1 rRNA gene (cut by a window edge) is annotated in these 2,191 nt (G+C 51.0%); it reads right to left on the reverse strand.

Going from position 1 to position 2,191, the window contains the following annotated elements:
* Positions 1 to 155: 155 nt before the first annotated feature.
* Positions 156 to 2,191, reverse strand: a 23S ribosomal RNA gene (locus QUA42_RS27245) (it continues 942 nt past the right edge of the window).

Consider the following 2,191-nt stretch of genomic DNA (forward strand, 5'->3'; position numbering starts at 1 on the left):
CTGTGCGAGCGCACAACCGGAACGAATTCATAGAGCTTCGAATCAGCTGATTTTTGATTGCTGCCAACGAGTTGAATCGACGTATCGATTCATATCGGCATACACATGACATTTCTGTCGTTTGACATTTGACTTTGAGATTTTATCAAAGTTATAGGGTCAAGCCTCACGAGCAATTAGTATCAGTTAGCTTAACGCATTGCTGCGCTTCCACACCTGACCTATCAACGTCCTGGTCTTGAACGACTCTTTAGGGGGCTCAAGGCCCCGGCAGATCTCATCTTGGAACGAGTTTCCCGCTTAGATGCTTTCAGCGGTTATCTCTTCCGCACTTAGCTACCCGGCAATGCCACTGGCGTGACAACCGGTACACCAGAGGTGCGTCCACTCCGGTCCTCTCGTACTAGGAGCAGGCTTCCTCAAATCTGCAGCGCCCACGGAAGATAGGGACCAAACTGTCTCACGACGTTTTAAACCCAGCTCACGTACCTCTTTAAATGGCGAACAGCCATACCCTTGGGACCGGCTACAGCCCCAGGATGAGATGAGCCGACATCGAGGTGCCAAACACCGCCGTCGATATGAACTCTTGGGCGGTATCAGCCTGTTATCCCCAGAGTACCTTTTATCCGTTGAGCGATGGCCCTTCCATACAGAACCACCGGATCACTATGTCCTGCTTTCGCATCTGCTCGACTTGTCAGTCTCGCAGTTAAGCACGCTTATGCCATTGCACTATTAGCACGATGTCCGACCGTACCTAGCGTACCTTCGAACTCCTCCGTTACACTTTGGGAGGAGACCGCCCCAGTCAAACTGCCTACCATGCACTGTCCCCGATCCAGATAATGGACCTAGGTTAGAACCTCAAACACACCAGGGTGGTATTTCAACGTTGGCTCCACAAGATCTAGCGACCCTGCTTCAAAGCCTCCCACCTATCCTACACAGATCTGTTCAAAATTCAATACAAAGCTACAGTAAAGGTTCATGGGGTCTTTCCGTCTTTCCGCGGGGAGATTGCATCATCACAAACATTTCAACTTCGCTGAGTCTCAGGAGGAGACAGTGTGGCCATCGTTACGCCATTCGTGCAGGTCGGAACTTACCCGACAAGGAATTTCGCTACCTTAGGACCGTTATAGTTACGGCCGCCGTTTACTGGGACTTCGATCAAGAGCTTGCACCCCATCAATTAATCTTCCAGCACCGGGCAGGCGTCACACCCTATACGTCCACTTTCGTGTTTGCAGAGTGCTGTGTTTTTAATAAACAGTCGCAGCCACCAATTTTTTGCAACCCATTCGTGCTCAGATGTTCTCATCACACTACTAGGGCACACCTTCTTCCGAAGTTACGGTGTCAATTTGCCGAGTTCCTTCTCCTGAGTTCTCTCAAGCGCCTTAGAATACTCATCTCGCGCACCAGTGTCGGTTTGCGGTACGGTCAATTACAAGCTGAAGCTTAGTGGCTTTTCCTGGGACCTCGTTCAGTTACTTCGCGAGCAAGCTCGCTCGATCAACAGCCTCGGTATATGACACGCGGATTTGCCTACGTGTCGCCTACATCTGTCTAAACCGGCACATCCAACAGCCGGATAACCTATTAAGATCCGTCCCCACATCGCACTTGTAATCGGTACAGGAATATTGACCTGTTTCCCATCAGCTACGCATCTCTGCCTCGCCTTAGGGGCCGACTCACCCTACGCCGATGAACGTTGCGTAGGAAACCTTGCGCTTACGGCGAGGGGGCTTTTCACCCCCTTTAACGCTACTCATGTCAGCATTCGCACTTCTGATACCTCCAGCATCCTTTACAAGACACCTTCACAGGCTTACAGAACGCTCTCCTACCACTTGCAATAAATTGCAAATCCGCAGCTTCGGTAACTGGCTTAGCCCCGTTACATCTTCCGCGCAGGACGACTCGATCAGTGAGCTATTACGCTTTCTTTAAATGATGGCTGCTTCTAAGCCAACATCCTGACTGTTTTAGCCTTCCCACTTCGTTTCCCACTTAGCCCGTTTTAGGGACCTTAGCTGGCGGTCTGGGTTGTTTCCCTCTTGAGTCCGGACGTTAGCACCCGGTGCTCTGTCTCCCAAGCTGTACTCATCGGTATTCGGAGTTTGCCTTGGTTTGGTAAGTCGCCATGACCCCCTAGCCAAAACAGTGCTCTACCCCCGATGGT

Source organism: Microcoleus sp. Pol11C2 (assembly GCF_036701505.1).
GTDB lineage: Bacteria > Cyanobacteriota > Cyanobacteriia > Cyanobacteriales > Microcoleaceae > Microcoleus.